The organism is Curvibacter sp. GW821-FHT01G03, assembly GCF_059422285.1.
In genome coordinates this window covers 64,891-78,601 of the sequence record NZ_JBWKWP010000005.1, presented here as the reverse complement: position 1 = coordinate 78,601, position 13,711 = coordinate 64,891, and the positions used below count along the sequence as shown (strand labels likewise).

The following is a 13,711-nucleotide window of genomic DNA, read 5'->3' as shown; positions in this document are numbered from 1 at the left end:
TCCGCCGCCAGCGGCTTATTTGATCAGGCCCTGAACCGCCTTGAACTGAGGGTGCTCGGCGGTGCGCAGCCATTCAAACAGCACCATCTCGGTGGTCACCAGTTCCGCACCGGCACCAGCCAGGCGGTCAAAGGCCGCATCGCGGTTGCGTTCGGTGCGCGAGCCGCAGGCGTCGGTCACCACCCAGACATCGAATTCGTCCTCAATCAGGTCCAGTGCAGTCTGCAGCAGGCACACATGGGCCTCGCAGCCGGCCAGCACGATGGCGCTGCGCTCGGGCTCACCCTGGGCCGGTTTTTGCAAATGCTTTGGCAGGCTTCGCGCATTGCCCTGAACCGGCTTGGCCGGCGGGCGCAGCCACTCGGACAGGCCCTCTTCGCAGGCGCTGAAATGCATCTTGGCCAGCGTCTGCTGGCACAAGGCCCTGAGCTCGGGCGCGTTCTCGCCCAGCTTGGAAGGGTTCTGCTCGGTGCCAAACACAGGCACTTGCAAAAGGCGGGCCGCACGGGCCAGGCGCTGCGCGTTTTCGAGCACCAGCGGGCCTTCATGGATGGCGGGCATCAGGCGGGTTTGGTAGTCGACCAGCACGAGCTGGGATTCCTGGGCGTCAATCAACATGGTTCTTCTCTCATCATGCCGGCCTACAGCAGGCCACGGCCCTTATTAGAACCCAGTCCCGCCCCCGGATGCCCGCCCCGGGTGGCCCTCCGCCCTGCGACAGATCAACGTCAACCCAGGTGCCGGTGCTTTCTCGTGAATCCCCGCTTGACTTGAACCTGACAGGTCGTTAACCTCTGCGCCCATGTCTCGTTGGCTCTGCCTACTCCTTCTCGGCCTCACGATCTTCGGTTTAGCCCTTCGGGCTCAGGCGGCGCCATCGACCCAGCCGGTCGACGACGTGGAACGCCTGCTCGCCGACCGAGGCCTGCTCACCCAACTGAGCTATGTGCGTCAAAGCCTCAGCAGCCGTGCTTCCGAGCTGGTGGTCAACGCCATGGGCTTTCTGGGCGTGCCCTACCGCCGCGGCGGCAACAACGCCGAAACCGGCTTTGATTGCAGCGGCTTCGTCCGAGCGATGTACGAGCAGACCGTGGGTCTGGTGCTGCCACGCCGCGCCGACCAGCAGGCCGCCGCCACCCAGACCATCGACAAGCAAGAACTGCAACCCGGCGACTTGGTGTTTTTCAACACCATGCGCCACGCCTTCAGCCACGTGGGCATTTATGTTGGCGACGGTAAATTCATTCACTCTCCCCGCACAGGCAGCCAGATCCGTGTCGAAGACATGCGCGACAGCTACTGGCAGCGCCGCTTCGATGGCGCCCGCCGCGTGAACGTGCCCTCGGTTTCTGCCTCGACCGACAACGTCAGCCCACGCTGAAGCCCAGAGCGCCTTGATCGTCTTGATCGCCCTGGCCTCTTGAGCGGCCCCCACCTGCCGGGGTCGCCGCCCTCCCCGCTCAAAACAAAAACAGCTTCACCCCTGCGGTGAGGCGGCTTCGCACCAGGCTGCCAAACTCGGTCTGCACACTGCCAACCGTGCGGCTCAGCACCACAAAGCCCGACAGCTGGCGCCAGAAGTTTTTCTCGCCATAAAGCAGCACCTGGCCGCTTCGGTCGGCCAGCTGCGTGCTGTATTCGGCACGCCAATAAAGGCCGCTTTCCTGCGGATTGCTCTGCAGGCCCAGCCACAGATAATCGCGCCCCAGCAATCGGGGCGCCTGTCCCAGGGCCTGGCCCAGGCTGCCATAGGCCAGGGCCGGGTTTTGTGTGGCCAAGGCATTGGCCCGACCCGCCTGGGCCCAATAAGCGGCCTGCCCCGCCTCGCTGTAGCCCCCCGTGCTGTGCAACCATTCACCGATCAGGACATGACCACTCTCCAAGGTGTAGCTGGCCCCCAGCAGGGCATCCGTGCTGCGCGGGGCCGGTTGTTGCCACCGGTAAAGCGGGCCATTGCCGGGGCTGCCTACCTGCAGCAGGCCGGGCTGGCGGTTGCTGCCCACCTCGCCATAGAGCAGCCAGGCATCGTCGGGCGTCCATTGCGCAAAGCCGCCGACAAAGGTGGAACCGCCCCGCTGCTGGCTGATCACCAGACTGGCCAGGTGCGCGTCACCTTGCTGATCCAGCTTCAACCAGCTGCTGTGCCCCAGATCGGTGGCCGGGGTGATTTGCGAGGTCGACAGCACATAGCCGCCCCCCAGGCGCCAGCCTGGCGCCAGTTGCCCGGTGTAGCGCAGCACGTCCACCCCCGGCGTGGCGGCCAGCGGGTTGGTGCGGCCGGCATCAAAGTAGAACGGGTTGCTCGGCGAGCGGAAATTGGCCGGGCCCCAGCTCAACAGTTCGCGTCCCACCGTCCACACCCCCTCCCCCTGCCGATAGCGCGCAAACGCCTGGCCCACCTGCTGGGTGTCGTCACTGTCGCGCCGGTCTGGCCGTGCGGCCTGTTCGGTCTGACTGCGCTGCGAGGTCAAGCGCAGCGAGCCGACCAGGGCCAGCGGCCCCTCTTCGGCGCGCCCGTTCAGGCGGACATCCAGCAAGCCCAGCTCGCGTGGCAAGGCGGCCACCCGGTTGCCCGGGTTGAGCAGGCTGGTGCTCAACACACCGTTGTGGGTCCCGTACACCCAGGCCTCGCCCGAGCCACTGAGGCGCCAGGAGGACTCGGCCTGCGGGGTACCGGACTGAGGGGCATCGGACTGCGCGGTATCCGCCTCGGGCGCTGCGCTCTCCTGCGCCAGAGTGGGCAGCGCCAGCGCAGTCGCCACGGCCCAGGCCACCGCCCGCCATCGGATCCGGGCGGGCCTCATTGCAGGTTCCCCACGTCGAACTCCGAGCTGGGGATGGCCTGCGGCGAGATGCGGCTGTAGACCAGCGTGGTGCGGGCATCGCTGAGCGCGTCTGCAATCGCCATCCGGCTCACGAACAACACGGTCTTGCCCTGAATGCTCAAGCTGTTGCCATATTCGAACTGCGCACTTTTGAGCTTCTTGCCCGACAGCGACAGGAAATCGGCCTGCACCCCCACGCCCCGGCGCACCGAGATCCAATAGGTGATGCGGTCGTAAGTGGTCTGGCGGCTGGCCGCCGTCAGCTCCAGCACGTGGCAGGGCTCGTTGCCCACGTCCTCCTGGCGCAGATAGCGGGCCTGGTAGTCCTTGGCGTAGTTGGTGGCCGCAATGTCACCGATGGCGGCTTGCCCCGTCAGGCGCTGGCGTGGCGAGATGGCCACCGGCTTCTTCAGGCCGGGCTTGGTCAGCCACATGTTGCGCTCGACCTGCAACATGCGTGAACCCTTGCTGCTCAGGGGCTCCAGCACTTCGGCCACACTGGCGTTGTCGATGGCCTTGATGCGCAGCCGCTGATCAGGCTGATCGTCGGCCTGGCTGCCACTGTTGTGGGCATGCACCTCCCAGATCAAGCCCGGAAAGCCGCCCCCGCGGGCCTGATCGGCCTGGCGCAGCAACTGGGTGGCATCGGGTTCGGCCGCCCCGGCCGGAGCGGCCCCCAAGAAGCCGCCCAAAGACAGGACCAGCGCGCTGCGGCGGGTCCAACACGAAAATTCAGCGTGGTTCATACATGCCCCAAAGAAGCGGTGATCGAGTGGTGGGCTGCGCGGCGGGCCGGCCAGTAGGCGGCAAACACCGCCAGCACCGCCAACACCCCGGCAGCAAACGCCGTGCGCGGCAAGTCAAAGCCGATGTAGATCGGCACGCTCTGGGTGTTGCTGGGGGGCACATAGCGGATATCGGCCACGTTCACCCCCCAGCGCACCGCAGCCGTCAGCAGCAGGCCGGTGAGGGTGCCGACCAGCACCAGCATCAGCGCCTCGTTGACAAACAAACGGGCGATGCCGCTGCGGCGCACACCGATGGCGCGCAGGGTGCCGATCTCGCGGGTGCGCTCCACCACCGCCATGCTCATGGCATTGGCAATCGACAGCACCACAATGGCCAGCACCACCGACAGCATCAGCGCAAAAATCATGTCGTACATGCCCTTGACCTGACGGAAGAAGGCCGACATCTCCTGCCAGGTGCGCACCTCCATGGCGAGGCCGGCGGCCTTGAAGTCGGCATTCAACTGGTCGCGCACGGCCACTGACTGGGCTTCACTCGGCGCGGGTCGGGTGTACATGTCACGCACGCGGCCATCGGCATCGGCGCTGTCGGCCTGCCCTTCGCCGGGCAGCAGCACGGTCAGGGTCTCGGCCCGCCCCTTGGCGTCCATCAGGTCCTGCACCAGGGCCAGCGGCATCAGCATCAGCTTGTCGTTGGTGGCCACGTTGCCGGTGTTGACTGCATCAGCAATGTCCACGTCAGAGGCATTGGCCTGCCCGTGCAGCGTGCTGGCCAGCACCGAGGCGCTGTCGCCGATCTTCAGGCCCAGCACATCGGCCAGGCCCTGGGCAGCGGTCACGCCCTGGGGCTGCTCGTCCTTCAGGGCGCCCGGTGCAAAGCGGAAGGGCCCGCGCAACAGATCGAGATCAGCCGGTGCAATGCCGGCCCCCACAAAGATCGTGCTGCTCTTGCCGTTGGACAGCAGCCCGGTGGCGCTGAGCTTGGGAATCAGGCGGGCGCCTGGCAGGCGCTTCTCGACAATGGCCTGCACCTGGCGGATCTCATCGGCCGTCAGCAGGTATTTGTCGGGGTGCAGCTTGCCCTCGGTCTGCCAGCCCTGGCGATTGATGGTCAGGTGGCCGATCAACTCGGCATGGATGGCCGCGTTGCTGAGCGCCACATACACCGCGCTGGTGTACCCCGCAAACAAGGCCACGGCCGCAAAGCCAAAGGCCAGGCTGAGGATGGTGGCGGCGCTGCGGCGGCGGTTGCGCCACAGATTGCGCCAGGCGAGCTGGATGTTGCCGATGCCGGTCATGCGGCCTCCTGGTAACTGTCTTGTGAGATCAGGCCGTCCTGCAGGCGCAACTGGCGCGGCACTCGGGCCAGCAGACGGGGGTCGTGGGTGGTGAAGATGCAGGTCACACCGGTTTCCCGGTTCAGCCGCTCGATCAGGTCGATCACCTCGCGGCTGGTCTGTGAGTCGAGGTTGGCCGTGGGCTCATCGGCAATCAGCAGGCGCGGCGCGCCGACCAGGGCACGGGCAATGGCCACACGCTGGCGCTGTCCGCCGCTCAGGCGATCCGGGCGAAAGTGGAGGAACTCACCCAGGCCCACATGCCCCAGCCACTCAGCGGCACGGCGCCGCACTTCGGCGGCCTTCACGCCCTGCACCTGCAGCGGCAGGGCCACGTTTTCAAGCGCGGTCAGCACCGGCACCAGGTTGAAGCTCTGGAACACAAAGCCGATCTTGTGGTTGCGGCAGTCCGACAGCGCATCGTCCGAGAGCTGGCTCACGTCCTGCCCCTCGAAACGCAGCACGCCCTTGTCGGCCGCATCAATCAGGCCCAACAGGTTCAGCAGCGTTGATTTTCCGCTGCCCGAGGGGCCCCAGATGGCCATGAATTCACCGGGTGCCACGTCCAGGTCGATGCCGCGCAAGGCGCGGATGCGGGTCTCGCCGAGCGCGAACTCGCGCTCGATGGCGCGCAGCGACAACAGGGGCTCGGGGGTCTTGGGTTCAGTGCTCATGCCGCCCACCTCACTGGCCCGACAGCTTGAGCTGGATGCGTTGCGGCTCTGCCCCCACCTTGATGGCCGCGTCGTCGAACTTGGGCGGGCCGAACTGGCCCTTGGCATCACGTGAAAAGCCATAGGGCTCGGTGGGCATGCCCACCATGTTGGCGTCCAGGCGCTGGTTGCTGTTCAGGTCCTGGTAGGCCGACACGGCATAGGTGCCCGGCGCCAGGTCTTTGAACACCAGCTCGACCTGACCCGGCTTGGCCGGCGTCATCTGACCATTGAGCACCTTGCCGCGCGGAAAGCCGGCCGCCTCATTGAACAAGGCCACCATCACCTGCCCCTCAGCCTTGGTGATACCGCTGACCACCACGGTCAGATCGGCGGCCTGGGCCAGGCTGGCACCCAAAAGCAAGCTCACACCGCCCAGGGGCAGCACACGAAAGGCGCGTTGCAAAATCGACATGGTTCCGACTCCTGTTTGAACAAGTGTCGGCAGTGTCGGCCGGCCTTCGACGCCCCACCACCGGCTTGCGACAAACCAGCGTCAGACGGGCGCGAAATGCAGCTTGCCGGAGCCAATAGCAGGCCCCGCGCGCGGAAATTCAATCGGGCGTGACCTTCGCCTCGCGGATCACCTTGCCCCATTTGCTGGTTTCGGAGGCCAAAAAGGCGTCGAACTCCTCCGGCGTGCCGCCCCCGGGGAAGGTGCCCATGGCCTCCAGGCGAGGCCGCATTTCTTCGCTGCGGACGATGCGGGTCACCTCGTCGGACATGCGCCGCAAGATGTCACGCGGCGTGCCGGCCGGGGCGATCATGCCGGCCCAGGTGCTGCCGGTGAAATTTTTAAAACCCTGCTCCACAAAGGTGGGCACGTCGGGCAGCACCGGCAGGCGGCGGTCGCTGGCCACACCGATCAGGCGCACCTTGCCTTGCTTGCCCATGTTGATCAAACCGGTGGCGGCATCAAAAAACAGCTGGATCTGCCCACCGATCAAGTCAGTCAGGGCCGGTGCCGCGCCCCGGTACGGGATGTGCACCATGTAGGCGCCAGTCTGCATCTTGAAAAGCTCGGTGGTCAGGTGCACGGCCGAGCCATTGCCCGACGAGCCATAGCTGACCTTGCCCGGGTTGGCCTTGGCATAGCGGATCAGCTCCTGGGCCGTTTTGAACGGCGCATCGAGCGGCACCGCCGCCACCAGGGGCGACACCCCCATCAACGCCACACCCGTGAGGTCTTTGCGGGCGTCATAGGGCAGCTTGGGGTACAGCGTGTTGTTGGCCGCATAAGCGGCGATCACCACGCCGAAGGTGCTGCCGTCCGGTGCCGACTTGGCCACCGCATCGACCCCGATCACGCTGCCGGCCCCCGGCTTGTTGTCAATGATCACGGTCTGGCCCAGGCGGGTCTGCAGGCCGTTCTGGATCAGGCGGGCCATCTGGTCGGTGAAGCCGCCGGGGGTGTAGGGGACGATCAGGCGAATGGGCTTGCTCGGCCAGCCGGTATTCTGGGCCCAGGCCGGGGCAGCCAATGAGGCCACCGAACCGGCGGCAGCGGTCAGCACCCGGCGGCGGGAGGGACGGTCAAGAGAAATGGGGGACGAAGGCATCAGGCCAGACTCCGGCAACAAGACAAAACCTGATTCTCAGCACCCTGGGTACCCAGCGCATTGGGGCAAGCCCGGCCGAGCCGTCGCCTGGGCGACCGGCCGGACCTCAGCCCTTGAACATCGGGCCGACGATGCGGGCTGCCGCCTGCAGGCTGGCCGGTGCGTAGCCGGCATAGCCGAACAGCCAGCCCCGCCGTGGTGAGGCCACCGCATAGCGGGACAGCGGCGTCAGCACCACCCCCTGGGCGGCTGCCCGCCGGCTCAGCGCTTCGTCATCGGTGCCTGCAGGCTGCTCCAGACAAAGGTGCATGCCTCGGTCGCTGGCCTGCAGTTGCAAAGCCCCATTGCTGGCCTCGGCCAGCGAGTCAATCATCACCTTCTGCCGCCCCTGATACAGCTCACGCATGCGGCGCAGATGCCGCAGCAGGTGGCCTTGCGCAATGAAGCTGGCCAGCACCGCCTGGGTGTCGCCTGGGGCATGCCGATCGCTCAGAGCACGGGCCATCGAAAAGGAAGCCACCCAGGCCGGCGGCAGCACGATGAAGCCCAACCGCAGACCGGGGTGCAGGGTCTTGGAGAAGGTACCCACATACAGCACCCGCTCGGACCGCGGCAGGCTGCACAAGGCAGGCAAGCGGTGGGGCCCGTACTGGAACTCGCCGTCGTAATCGTCCTCGATCACCCAGGTCTGGTGGCGATGCGACCAATCCAGCAGGGCCTGGCGACGCGCCAGGCTCATGCGCACGCCGGTTGGAAACTGATGCGTCGGCGTGACCACGGCCAGGCGTGCCCGAGGCCATTGCCGCTCGGCCTCGGCGATGCACAGGCCCTCCTCGTCCAGCGGTACCGGCCGGGCCTGCACGCCATGGCCCAGCAGGCTGGCCCGGATGCCGGGGTAGCCCGGGTCTTCGACCAGCACCTCGTCCCCGACATCGAGCAACAGCCGCCCCACCAAGTCCAGCGCCTGCTGCGAGCCCGAACACACCAGCACCCGACCGGCATCGCACCGAATGCCGCGCGAGGCCCAGAGCCACTGGGCAATCGCCTCGCGCAGCGCCGGATCGCCAGCGGGGTCCAGGTACTGAGCGCCCGCCTGCCGCTGCTGCGGTGTGCGTTGTCGGCACAACCGGTCCCAGGTGCTGAAGGGAAAGCCGGCCACATCGGGCGCACCGATGCGAAACGGGGTGGCCGCCTGCCGGGGCGGGCTCCAGTGCTGAGCCGTCTCGGCAATCAATTGCCCGCGCCGGGACAGGCCCAGCGGCAAGGCGCTCAAGGCGCCGGCCCCGCTGGGGACAGCCAGCTTGGCGCTGACATAGCTGCCATCGCCCACCCGGGCCGTCACGTAGCCCTCGGCCTGCAAGCGCTCCATGGCCCACAACAAGGTGTTGCGCGACACCCCCAAGGTGCGCGCATGGTCCCGCGTAGCGGGCAGTCGACTGCCCGCCGCCAGAGCGCCATTCTCGATGGCCAGGCGCAATTGCTCGTACACCTGCTGCCGGCGGGTTGGCCCCCGATGGCTCCCCTGATTCATGGTCAATTGGCTCCTTGAATGGATCATGATCAAAATAGACTGGGGGATCATTTCACCAATCAGAGCGAAACGGAAACCCCATGGCCCATTACACCGCCAGCGTGCGCTGGCAACTCGATGGCAGCAGCTTCAGCCAGCGGCGCTACAGCCGGCGCCACCAATGGCACTTTGATGGCGGTGTGAGCGTACCGGCCTCGTCATCGCCCCATGTTGTGCCGCTGCCTTGGTCCGATCCAGCGGCGGTCGACCCTGAGGAGGCCTTTGTGGCGGCCTTGTCCAGCTGCCACATGCTGTGGTTTTTGGACCTGGCGGCACGGGCCGGCTGGGACATCGTGTCGTATGACGACGAGGCCAGCGGCGTGATGGCCGCCGATGCCCAAGGCCGGCAAGTGATGACCGAGGTGACTTTGCGGCCGGTGGTACGCCTGGCAGCGGGCGCCGAGCGCGATCAGGCGGCCCTGCAGGCCTTGCACCACCGGGCCCACGAGGCCTGCTTTCTGGCCAACTCAGTGCGCACCCGCATCGAGTGCGAACCCAGCTTTGCCATGGAGGCGCCATGAACACAGGCAGCCCCACGAACAGCGGAGGCATCGTCATTGCGCCCTTGCAGGCCGGCGACCGGACCGACTGGCTGCCGCTGGCACAGGCCTACAAGGCGTTCTACCAGACCCCCACCCGAGACGCCGAGTACCAGCGGGCCTGGGAGCGCTTGCTGGCCGGCGACGGTGTGCAGGGCCTGGGCGCCCGCGTGCAGGGGCAATTGGTGGGCATCACCCACTACCTGTTCCACACCAGCACCTGGGCACCCCGGGTCTGCTACCTGCAAGATCTGTACGTGTCGGAAGCCCACCGCGGACAAGGCACGGCAGCCGCGCTGATCGAGGCCGTGGCCAAGGCGGCGCAGCACGGCGGCGCGCAACGCCTGTACTGGCTGACCCAGTCGGACAACCTGCGGGCACGCCGCCTGTATGACCGGGTGGCCGAACACCGGGGCTTCATCCGCTACGACCACCCACTGCCCGGCTGAAGAGACCGGGCCGAAGAAGCCAGGCTGAAGCAACGAGCCAAAGAGGCGCGCTCAGTCGCCCTGCACGGCACGGGTCAGGCGGCTCAAGGCCTCCAGCACCCCCTGCACGGCCAGACGGGTCTTGTCGTCGCTCAGGGCACCCTCGGCCGTGAAGGCCTCGGCTGCACGCCCCAGCGCGTACTGCTGCGGCACCACCAGTGATGCAAAGTTCATCTGCAGATACTGGCGCACGTAGTTGAGCGCTCGCAAGCCCCCCATGGGGCCGGGCGAGGCCGACAGCAGCGCCGTGGGCTTGTTGGCCGTGGCCGCGACACCCGTGGGCAGGCGCGACAGCCAGTCGAAGGCGTTGATGAACAAGGGCGTCGGGAACCCGTTGTACTCGGGCGTGACCACCACCAGGGCGTCGCTGTCGAGCAAGGCCTGCTGCAAGGCCGTGGCCCCGGCGGGCACGCCGGAGGCGGCCTCGGCGTCACCGTCGTACAGGGGCAGGTCCAGGGCCCGCAGATCCAGTTCATGGGGCACAAAGCCGGCCTGGGTGGCACCCAGCGCCACGGCATGGGCCAGTCGGCGATTCAGCGAACCCTGGCGGGCGCTGCCGGAAATGATCAGAAGACGCGGAGATGGGGTGGACATGAACAAGGCTCCAAGGCGGGGATTGGCGACAATGCCAGGCAGTGCATATGCACCGGGCTGCGCCATTGTGCAGCCCCCATCGTCCGCCGTCTGTCAGACAAAACTAACGTTGATCAGAATCCCGCCCATGAACCCTGCCCCCCGTTATTGGTTGATGAAATCCGAGCCCGAAGAATGCTCGATCGACGACGCCCTGGCCGCCCCAGAGGCCACCGTGCCCTGGACCGGGGTACGCAACTACCAGGCCCGCAACTTCATGCGTGACCAGATGCAAATCGGTGACGGCGTGCTGTTCTACCACTCGAGCTGCGCCGAGCCCGGCATCGCGGGTCTGGCCCGGGTGGCCTCGGGCGTGCGCCCCGACCCCACCCAATTCGACGCCACCTCGCCCTACTTCGATCCCAAATCGCCGCCCACGGCACCACGCTGGCTGCTGCTGGATGTGCAGGCCTTGCGCAAGACCCGGGTGGTCGGCCTGGGTGAGTTGCGTGCCCAGCCCGAACTGGCCGAGATGACGGTGTTGCAGCGAGGCAATCGCCTGTCCATCACCGAAGTCACGCCTGAACAATGGGCGTTCATCGAAAGCCGCCTGCTGTCAGGCGCCTGAGCCTTGACCCTCCAGCGCAAAGCGCTGAAACAGTTCGATCACCTTCAAGGCCATCGGGGCCGGCGTGCGATGGCGCAGGCGCACGATGCCCATGTCGGCGTACACCACCGGCAGTTCGGGCAGCTCCAACGCACGCAGCAGACCTTGCGCCACCAAGTCGGCCACCGCCAATTCGGTGGTGGCAATCACGGTGTCCGTGCCCAGGCCGATCTGGTGCAACAGCCTGGGGTCATCGCACTCCAGCGCAGGCTGGGTCAGTGCGTCGCCCCCCCCCAGCTTGGCCAGCACGGTCTTGAGTGCTTCGGGCAGGCGGGTGGTCCCGACGCCGTAGGGCCAGACCTCGGCCAGGCGATGCGTCCCCGGGCCCAGGGGGTGCTCGGCCCGCACATAAAAACGCCCGGCCTGCCGCATCAATGGCTCGACCTGCAAGGCCGGGTCGGTCGGCAGGTCGCGCACCTCGGCCACAAAGAACTCGATCTGCTCCAGCCGCAAGCGCTCCAGCAGCAAAGCCCAGTTGTTGATCTCCAAGCGCATCCTGATCTGGGGATAGACCTGACGAACCTCGGCCACCACGTGGGGCCCCAGGGTCACATTGGGCATGGGCCCCATGCCAAAGGCCACATCCCCGAGTTGGTGTTCGAGGTAGAGGGCCAGGTCACGCTCCAGGCAGCGGGCCTCAAACAACAGACGGCGCGCACGCTCCAGCAAAAAGGCACCGGCCGGTGTCGGTCGCACCTCCCCGGGCTGGCGCTCGAACAGCCGCAGGCCCAGCTGGGCCTCGATGGCCTGGATGCTGCGGCTGAAGGCTGGCTGGCTCAGGTGCACCCGCGCCGCCGCACGCGCGAAATGGCGCTCCTCGGCCAAGGCCAGCACATGACGGTATTGGTTGAGGTTGATCATGGTCAATGCAGCAATCACATCATGATGATGCAGACAATGCAATAGACACATTAAAACACCCGTCTTACATTCGCAAAAAAACGAATGGAGACTTGCCCGTGACTGCCAACCAGTTCCAGAACACCCTGATCCTGTGCTTCATGATCGGCTTCGCGCTGATGGAGTTCATCACCCGACGCTACCAACGCACGGTGACCGCCAATGCCAACGACACCAAGCTGGAACTGCTGATGTTCCTGAGCCTGCTGGCCATCACCCAGCCCCTGGCCTTGCTGGCCACCGCCAAGCTGGGCGCCTGGCTGGCCCCCGACTGGCACAACCGACTGGCCGACCTGCCCGCCTGGGCCATGGTGGGCCTGCTGCTGGTCGGCGACGACATGACCCAGTACTGGTGGCACCGCCTGTCGCACTCGCCCCTGATGTGGCCCCTGCACCGGGCCCACCACTCGGCCAGCTACATGAGCATCCGCATCACCTACCGCAACAACTTTTTCTACTACCTGATGATGCCGGGCCTGTGGATTGGCGGCGCCCTGCTGTACCTGGGCGTGGGGGGCATGGTCTATGCCAGCTACATGATCGTGAAGCTGCTGGTGATCCTGGGCGCCCATTGCGCCTGGCGCTGGGACGAGCCGCTGTACCGCATCCGCGCCCTGCACCCGCTGGCGTGGTTGCTGGAGCGCACCGTCTCCACCCCGGCCACGCACTGGGCCCACCATGCCATCACCAACGAAGACGGCATCGGCCACTACAAAGGCAATTTCGGCAACCTGCTGTTCTTCTGGGACGTGCTGTTTGGTTCCGCCCACATCACCCGCCGCTACCCTGCCCAGGTGGGCCTGATCGACGACCGGCTGTTTGGTGAGGAAAAGTGGCAGCACCAGATGTTCTACCCGGTGCTGCAAAGCCAGCGGGTGCACAGCGCGCTGAGGGCGGGTGGCAAGGCTTATGAGGAAAGGGGCGACTTGGCGAGCAAACAAGCTTAAGCTGGAAGCTCCCTGTTCAAGCCGACGACTTGCCCCATGGGGGACGGCAGCGGCACTCGATCATGATATCTTGGGCAATATCATGGCAAAATGAATACCGCAGCCAAACTGCTGAGTGCCATGCGGCGCAACCCGAGCGATTGGTCCATGCCAAACGTGTTGCGCTTGGCCCAACACCATGGCTTTGAAGTCAGAAACAATGGTGGTAGCCACTGTGTTTTCTCTCACCCGCTGCTGACCGTGCACCTGACCATACCGGCTCGCCGCCCCATCAAACCCCTCTACATCAAGAGGTTGGTCACATTGATCGATCAGCTCCAGACATCGTCTTCATCATGAGCCCCGTGCGAATCCCCTCCGTGCAGCCCCCTTTCCCTTTTGAGGCCTACAGCCATGTGCTGGGCCCCATCGCAGCGGAGGATGGCGGCGGCTATCAGTTCAGCATGCCCGATTTTCCGGGCCTGCTGGCGGATGGTGACACCGAGATGGAAGCCATTGCCGACGGACGCGAGGCTTTCCTGGCGGTTGTGAGCGCCCTTGTGGACCAAGGGCTCCCGATTCCGGCGCCACAGTTCAAGATCCAGGATTTTGCGCCGGTTGCCGCATCAGGCCGATTGCTGACCCGCGTGCCCAAATCCATGCACCGCCAACTGGCCGCACGTGCCAAAACCGAGGGGGTGTCGCTGAACACCCTGGTCCTCACCCTGATCGCCGAAGGCCTGGGGCGACGCAGCGCTGTCGACCTCACCCCCTGACCGAGCCGGCTTAACGCACCATGAGTTCATGAAAAAAGCCACCGCCTTGGATCATGGGTGGTACCTTGCGGTGCCAGGCTCGGACGAGC

At 66.1% G+C, this 13,711-nt stretch carries 17 protein-coding genes; 7 read left to right on the top strand and 10 right to left on the bottom strand.

What is annotated here, in order from left to right:
• Positions 1-15: 15 nt before the first annotated feature.
• The gene (locus AC07VS_RS08205) at positions 16-618 is read right to left on the bottom strand and encodes an isochorismatase family protein (protein ID WP_494750679.1); all 603 of its coding nucleotides are present in this window, start codon (positions 616-618) and stop codon (positions 16-18) included.
• 184 nt (positions 619-802) lie between these two features.
• Here AC07VS_RS08205 and AC07VS_RS08200 point away from each other — a divergent pair, with 184 nt between their 5' ends.
• Positions 803-1,381, top strand: a complete 579-nt coding sequence (locus AC07VS_RS08200; RefSeq protein ID WP_492349151.1) for a C40 family peptidase — start codon at positions 803-805, stop codon at positions 1,379-1,381.
• A gap of 79 nt (positions 1,382-1,460) precedes the next feature.
• Here the strand turns inward: AC07VS_RS08200 and AC07VS_RS08195 are convergent, their stop codons facing one another.
• The 7 genes from AC07VS_RS08195 to pdxR form a co-directional block, all read right to left on the bottom strand.
• A complete protein-coding gene (locus tag AC07VS_RS08195; protein WP_494750678.1) occupies positions 1,461-2,804 on the bottom strand; it encodes a hypothetical protein in 1,344 nt (447 codons plus the stop codon).
• Complete coding sequence (locus AC07VS_RS08190; RefSeq protein ID WP_492349153.1) at positions 2,801-3,571, bottom strand: outer membrane lipoprotein-sorting protein; 771 nt, start codon at positions 3,569-3,571, stop codon at positions 2,801-2,803. Before AC07VS_RS08190 ends, AC07VS_RS08195 begins: the two co-directional genes overlap by 4 nt.
• Complete coding sequence (locus AC07VS_RS08185; protein ID WP_494750677.1) at positions 3,568-4,872, bottom strand: ABC transporter permease; 1,305 nt, start codon at positions 4,870-4,872, stop codon at positions 3,568-3,570. Before AC07VS_RS08185 ends, AC07VS_RS08190 begins: the two co-directional genes overlap by 4 nt.
• Positions 4,869-5,585, bottom strand: coding sequence for an ABC transporter ATP-binding protein (locus AC07VS_RS08180; RefSeq protein WP_492349155.1), 717 nt, complete (start codon positions 5,583-5,585; stop codon positions 4,869-4,871). Before AC07VS_RS08180 ends, AC07VS_RS08185 begins: the two co-directional genes overlap by 4 nt.
• Before the next feature lie 10 nt (positions 5,586-5,595).
• Entirely contained in the window at positions 5,596-6,039 is a 444-nt protein-coding gene (locus AC07VS_RS08175; RefSeq protein ID WP_494750676.1) for a DUF2141 domain-containing protein, read from the bottom strand.
• Between the two features lie 139 nt (positions 6,040-6,178).
• A complete protein-coding gene (locus tag AC07VS_RS08170) occupies positions 6,179-7,183 on the bottom strand; it encodes a tripartite tricarboxylate transporter substrate binding protein (protein WP_494750675.1) in 1,005 nt (334 codons plus the stop codon).
• A 106-nt stretch (positions 7,184-7,289) separates the two neighbouring features.
• Positions 7,290-8,714, bottom strand: a complete 1,425-nt coding sequence (pdxR, locus tag AC07VS_RS08165; protein ID WP_494750674.1) for a MocR-like pyridoxine biosynthesis transcription factor PdxR — start codon at positions 8,712-8,714, stop codon at positions 7,290-7,292.
• An 80-nt stretch (positions 8,715-8,794) separates the two neighbouring features.
• Here pdxR and AC07VS_RS08160 point away from each other — a divergent pair, with 80 nt between their 5' ends.
• Entirely contained in the window at positions 8,795-9,274 is a 480-nt protein-coding gene (locus AC07VS_RS08160) for an OsmC family protein (protein ID WP_494750673.1), read from the top strand.
• On the top strand, positions 9,271-9,741 hold the full coding sequence (locus tag AC07VS_RS08155; RefSeq protein WP_494750672.1) for a GNAT family N-acetyltransferase: 471 nt from the start codon (positions 9,271-9,273) through the stop codon (positions 9,739-9,741). The genes AC07VS_RS08160 and AC07VS_RS08155 overlap by 4 nt, the downstream gene beginning before the upstream one ends.
• A gap of 51 nt (positions 9,742-9,792) precedes the next feature.
• On the opposite strand, the gene AC07VS_RS08150 is transcribed toward AC07VS_RS08155, so the two are convergent.
• Positions 9,793-10,374: an NADPH-dependent FMN reductase gene (locus AC07VS_RS08150; RefSeq protein WP_494750671.1), complete on the bottom strand. Its 582-nt coding sequence runs from the start codon at positions 10,372-10,374 to the stop codon at positions 9,793-9,795.
• A 127-nt stretch (positions 10,375-10,501) separates the two neighbouring features.
• Between AC07VS_RS08150 and AC07VS_RS08145 the strand changes: the two genes are divergently transcribed.
• A complete protein-coding gene (locus AC07VS_RS08145; protein ID WP_492346648.1) occupies positions 10,502-10,981 on the top strand; it encodes an EVE domain-containing protein in 480 nt (159 codons plus the stop codon).
• Here the strand turns inward: AC07VS_RS08145 and AC07VS_RS08140 are convergent.
• On the bottom strand, positions 10,970-11,881 hold the full coding sequence (locus tag AC07VS_RS08140; RefSeq protein WP_492346647.1) for a LysR family transcriptional regulator: 912 nt from the start codon (positions 11,879-11,881) through the stop codon (positions 10,970-10,972). The two genes, AC07VS_RS08145 and AC07VS_RS08140, sit on opposite strands and share 12 nt — an antisense overlap.
• Before the next feature lie 140 nt (positions 11,882-12,021).
• Here AC07VS_RS08140 and AC07VS_RS08135 point away from each other — a divergent pair, with 140 nt between their 5' ends.
• The 3 genes from AC07VS_RS08135 to AC07VS_RS08125 all read left to right on the top strand — a co-directional run bounded on the left by AC07VS_RS08135 (position 12,022) and on the right by AC07VS_RS08125 (position 13,622).
• Positions 12,022-12,867, top strand: a complete 846-nt coding sequence (locus tag AC07VS_RS08135; protein WP_494750817.1) for a sterol desaturase family protein — start codon at positions 12,022-12,024, stop codon at positions 12,865-12,867.
• Positions 12,868-12,957: 90 nt separating this feature from the next.
• Positions 12,958-13,206, top strand: a complete 249-nt coding sequence (locus tag AC07VS_RS08130) for a type II toxin-antitoxin system HicA family toxin (protein WP_494750670.1) — start codon at positions 12,958-12,960, stop codon at positions 13,204-13,206.
• Positions 13,203-13,622: a toxin-antitoxin system HicB family antitoxin gene (locus AC07VS_RS08125; RefSeq protein WP_494750669.1), complete on the top strand. Its 420-nt coding sequence runs from the start codon at positions 13,203-13,205 to the stop codon at positions 13,620-13,622. The genes AC07VS_RS08130 and AC07VS_RS08125 overlap by 4 nt, the downstream gene beginning before the upstream one ends.
• The last annotated feature ends 89 nt before the right edge of the window (positions 13,623-13,711 follow it).

Bases quoted from the DNA above. Each gene is read 5' to 3' on its own strand.
- AC07VS_RS08205 (WP_494750679.1), bottom strand. From the start codon at position 618: ATGTTGATTGACGCCCAGGAATCCCAGCTCGTGCTGGTCGACTACCAA.
- AC07VS_RS08125 (WP_494750669.1), top strand. From the start codon at position 13,203: ATGAGCCCCGTGCGAATCCCCTCCGTGCAGCCCCCTTTCCCTTTTGAG.
- AC07VS_RS08190 (WP_492349153.1), bottom strand. From the start codon at position 3,571: ATGAACCACGCTGAATTTTCGTGTTGGACCCGCCGCAGCGCGCTGGTC.
- AC07VS_RS08180 (WP_492349155.1), bottom strand. From the start codon at position 5,585: ATGAGCACTGAACCCAAGACCCCCGAGCCCCTGTTGTCGCTGCGCGCC.
- AC07VS_RS08130 (WP_494750670.1), top strand. From the start codon at position 12,958: ATGAATACCGCAGCCAAACTGCTGAGTGCCATGCGGCGCAACCCGAGC.
- AC07VS_RS08155 (WP_494750672.1), top strand. From the start codon at position 9,271: ATGAACACAGGCAGCCCCACGAACAGCGGAGGCATCGTCATTGCGCCC.
- AC07VS_RS08150 (WP_494750671.1), bottom strand. From the start codon at position 10,374: ATGTCCACCCCATCTCCGCGTCTTCTGATCATTTCCGGCAGCGCCCGC.
- AC07VS_RS08185 (WP_494750677.1), bottom strand. From the start codon at position 4,872: ATGACCGGCATCGGCAACATCCAGCTCGCCTGGCGCAATCTGTGGCGC.
- AC07VS_RS08175 (WP_494750676.1), bottom strand. From the start codon at position 6,039: ATGTCGATTTTGCAACGCGCCTTTCGTGTGCTGCCCCTGGGCGGTGTG.
- AC07VS_RS08170 (WP_494750675.1), bottom strand. From the start codon at position 7,183: ATGCCTTCGTCCCCCATTTCTCTTGACCGTCCCTCCCGCCGCCGGGTG.
- AC07VS_RS08140 (WP_492346647.1), bottom strand. From the start codon at position 11,881: ATGATCAACCTCAACCAATACCGTCATGTGCTGGCCTTGGCCGAGGAG.
- AC07VS_RS08200 (WP_492349151.1), top strand. From the start codon at position 803: ATGTCTCGTTGGCTCTGCCTACTCCTTCTCGGCCTCACGATCTTCGGT.
- pdxR (WP_494750674.1), bottom strand. From the start codon at position 8,714: ATGAATCAGGGGAGCCATCGGGGGCCAACCCGCCGGCAGCAGGTGTAC.
- AC07VS_RS08160 (WP_494750673.1), top strand. From the start codon at position 8,795: ATGGCCCATTACACCGCCAGCGTGCGCTGGCAACTCGATGGCAGCAGC.
- AC07VS_RS08135 (WP_494750817.1), top strand. From the start codon at position 12,022: ATGATCGGCTTCGCGCTGATGGAGTTCATCACCCGACGCTACCAACGC.
- AC07VS_RS08145 (WP_492346648.1), top strand. From the start codon at position 10,502: ATGAACCCTGCCCCCCGTTATTGGTTGATGAAATCCGAGCCCGAAGAA.
- AC07VS_RS08195 (WP_494750678.1), bottom strand. From the start codon at position 2,804: ATGAGGCCCGCCCGGATCCGATGGCGGGCGGTGGCCTGGGCCGTGGCG.